Below are 3452 nucleotides of genomic sequence, written 5' to 3'. Positions count from 1 at the left end.
TCCCCCGACCCCTCCAACTCCTCCGACTCCACCGCCGAACGGGCCAGGTCCCTCCTCATCCCGGTGAGCGACCCCGAGCCCCGCGCGCCCGCGGCCCCCGCCGTCGCGCCCGTGCTGCCCGGCCGTCCGGTCGCGAACCGCCCCCAGGTCCGCGCCCCGGGGCCGGAGTTCGGCCCGCAGGGCGGCACCCCGTGTCCCTGGTGCGCCACCCTCAACCTTCCCGACCGGCACTACTGCGGTCGCTGTGCCATGCCGATGGCCGGCGGCGGGCCGTCGGCACCGGGCCGGCAGCCCTGGTGGCGCCGGATACCCGGCTTCGGCGTCGCGCAGACCCCGTGGGCCGGCGACCGCCCCCGGCTGCGCCGCGGCTTCGGGGCCGTCATGAACTGGGTCGTCGGCGGCGTCGTACTCGCCCTGATCGTCACGCTCGTGCTCAACATCGGCGACGGGGTCGACGCGACCCGCGACCACTTCGCCAAGCGCTCCGCGGTGGGTCCGGACAGTGTGAAGGCGTCGCGCTCGTACTCGGGACACGGCGCGTCGCTCGCCTTCGACAAGCTCAGCAACACCTGGTGGGGGCCGGGTGTCTCGGGGACCGGCGAGGGGCAGTGGCTGGAGGCCCGGTTCGACCAGCCGACCCGGCTGCTGGACCTGGTCATCACCTCCGGTGTGTCGACCCAGCCGGACAAGCTCTCGCAGTCGGCCCTCCCGCACCGCATCGAGGCCCTGATCACCGCCGCCGACGGCAAGAAGAGCACCCGGATCATCAACCTGGACCAGAGCGCCGGCGGCCAGCGGCGCAAGTTCCGGGTCGGAGCGGTCTCCTCGGTGCGCTTCACCGTGAAGTCGGCCTACGCCACCGACGCCAAGAAGCAGGTGTCCATCGCGGAGATCGAGTTCTTCACCCGGTCGAACAGCAACAGCTCCTGACCGACACGGCACGGCACTGGGCCGCCGAGCATGCTCGGCGGCCCAGTGCCTTCGTATTCAATCCCTCTGTTTCAATCCGTCTGTTTCGATCCCTCTGTCATAGAACGATCACGAGCGCGAACGACGGCACCAGGGTCATCAGGACACCGACCGGCCAGTACACGCGGGGCTCCAGGGCCGACGTGCGCCGCAGCGGGCGGTTGGCGAGCCACCAGACCAGGCCGAACAGCAGCAGGACCGGTCCGCCGACCAGCAGCCAGGGCAGCATGCCGTCGTTCTCCGTGGGCTCGCCGACGGTCCAGCCGAGCGCCTTGAGCGGCCAGTTCACCGCGAAGTACGACAGCAGCCACACGGGAACGACGCCGGGGACCCCCAGCAACAGGTTCACGCCCAGCACGGCCGGCAAGGACTTCCGCATGCGCCCAGTATTCATACCGCCGGGCTGACGGACAGGTTCGGCCACCCTTCGCGAGATGGTGGCGTGTTACCACCATTTACCCTCGGCTCGAACAAGTGCATGATGACCGGCGTTGTTGTTTCCGGGTCGGATGAGGTTCACGGTGCGTGGGCGAAGAGTTAGTACGCGGATTGTGGCGGCCCTGACCGGATGCGTCCTCGGCGGCGGCCTCGCCGTCGGATGCGGCCCGACCGCCGACAGCGGCGACGGGGACTCGGCGGGCAAGCGTGAGCCCCTGACCGTCGCCAAGGCCCCCGCCCAGGTCCCCGTGCCGCTCGGCAAGGGCAGCAAGGCGGCCGACGACTTCAACGGGGACGGGCACCCCGACCTCGTCCTCAACGATCTCGTGAAGCGCGACAGCCACGGCGACGACGCCGGAATCGGTGTCGTCTACGGATCGGCGCGCGGACTCGCCCCCGGCGCCCGGCAGCTGCTGAGCGCCGCCCGCAACGCCGCCGCCACCAAGGGGCAGTTGCCCGCCGTCTTCGACGCCGAGGCGAGCTGCGACCTCGACCGGGACGGGTACACGGACCTCGTCGTCTCGACCGACCCGCCGTTCGACGGGCAGGGCCAGCCGCCGGTCCCACTGCAGATCCTCTTCGGCTCGGCCCGGGGCCTGGCCGGCAAGGCCGTGAAGCTGGCCATTCCCCCGCAGGCACGTTTCGGCAACGACTGGCCGGACCAGCCGGTGTGCGGGGACTTCAACAAGGACAAGGCCGACGATCTCGTCGTGCACGCCTCCGACGGGCGGCTCAGCTATCTGCGCGGGCCGTTCACCCGCAAGGGCGCCCCGAAGGCGGCCGGTGCTCCGCTCGCCTCGCCGGGGAACGTACCCACACCACCGGCCGTGGACGTCGACGGTGACGGCTACGACGACCTGCTCGTCCGTACCGCCGAGGGTTCCGCCGCCTCCGCGTCCACCTCCTCCCTCCTCCCGGGCGGACCGACCGGGCCCGCCGGTACCGCGGTCGCCCTCCCGAGCGGTGTCGACGTCGCGTTCGGCCGGTTCGGAAAGGGCAAGGGGCTCGACGCGGCGATCGGCTCGATGACCGGCACCGCGCTGCGCTACGACGTTCCGGGCACCCTTCGCGGCACACTCGACGTCGCCGGAACGGTCCTGGACTCCGGGGACTTCGACGGGGACGGGCTGAGCGAACTCGTCTCCAGCGGTTCGGAGTTGCGGGTCCTCAAGGGCCGTACGACGGGTCTGTCCAAGGCCGGGATGGTGACCGTGCCGCCGCCCGCCCGGGGGACCACCCGCGTGCTGAAGGTGGCCGACTTCGACGGGGACGGACGCGCCGATCTGGTCGTGCGCACGTACCGCGGCGACACCAAGGACACGATCGCCGTGTACCCGGGCACGAAGAAGGGCCTGCTCGCGCGGGAGCCCGAACTCACCTTCTCCAGCTCGGAGTTCCTGGGCATGGAGAGCTGATGCCGCGCACATCCAGGACCGGGCCGGCCGCGGTGGCCGCCGCCCTGGTCGCGAGCCTCGCCGTGGCGTGCGGCGGTGACGGCTCCACGGACCGCCCCGACAGCGGACCGAAGAGACCCGCCGCCGGAAAGCCGTCCGACAACCCGGACCCCGGGGACTTCAACGGCGACGGCTACGACGACTTCGCGACCGTCGTGTACTCGGAGTCCAAGGACAAGAGGCGGTACACCGAGACGCTGACGGTGGTCTACGGCTCCTCCGACGGCCTCAACAAGGCCTCGGCCCAACGGACTTCGGCGGCCCGGAAGGCGGGCGAGAAGGGCGCGGGCTTCGTCTCGGGCCCGCTGCGCACCGACCTCGACGGCGACGGCTTCACCGACCTGGTCGTCGCCCGCGGCAACGCCGGCACCCCGCTCGGGACCCTCGCCCTCTTCGGCGGCCCCCGCGGCCTGGACAAGGCCACCGAACTGGCCCTGCCCGACGGCTTCCAGCCCCGCGCCGCCGCCGACTTCGACGGCGACGGTTCCGTCGACCTGCTCGACGGCGGACACGGCGGCACGGGCGACACCGACGAGATCGGGCCGGGCTCCGACGGGCTTCTCCTGTACGGCCCCTTCGACCGCACCGGCA

4 protein-coding genes are annotated in these 3452 nt (G+C 71.8%); 3 read left to right on the top strand and 1 reads right to left on the bottom strand.

Annotated features, from left to right (window positions below; translation table 11 throughout):
- On the top strand, nucleotides 1-930 hold a 930-nt coding region (locus tag AOK17_RS47465), incomplete at its 5' end, for an NADase-type glycan-binding domain-containing protein (RefSeq protein ID WP_425424704.1).
- Between the two features lie 97 nt (nucleotides 931-1027).
- On the opposite strand, the gene AOK17_RS47460 is transcribed toward AOK17_RS47465, so the two are convergent.
- Nucleotides 1028-1348: a hypothetical protein gene (locus tag AOK17_RS47460; protein WP_107102686.1), complete on the bottom strand. Its 321-nt coding sequence runs from the start codon at nucleotides 1346-1348 to the stop codon at nucleotides 1028-1030.
- Between the two features lie 181 nt (nucleotides 1349-1529).
- Between AOK17_RS47460 and AOK17_RS47455 the strand changes: the two genes are divergently transcribed.
- Complete coding sequence (locus AOK17_RS47455) at nucleotides 1530-2822, top strand: FG-GAP repeat domain-containing protein (protein WP_055618815.1); 1293 nt, start codon at nucleotides 1530-1532, stop codon at nucleotides 2820-2822.
- The coding region (locus tag AOK17_RS53730; RefSeq protein ID WP_169802023.1) for an FG-GAP repeat domain-containing protein at nucleotides 2822-3452 on the top strand (631 nt) is incomplete at its 3' end. The genes AOK17_RS47455 and AOK17_RS53730, both read left to right, overlap by 1 nt.

This window comes from Streptomyces phaeochromogenes (genome assembly GCF_001418655.1).
GTDB classification, from domain to species: Bacteria; Actinomycetota; Actinomycetes; order Streptomycetales; family Streptomycetaceae; genus Streptomyces; species Streptomyces phaeochromogenes.
This window is presented reverse-complemented; position numbering and strand designations above follow the sequence as displayed.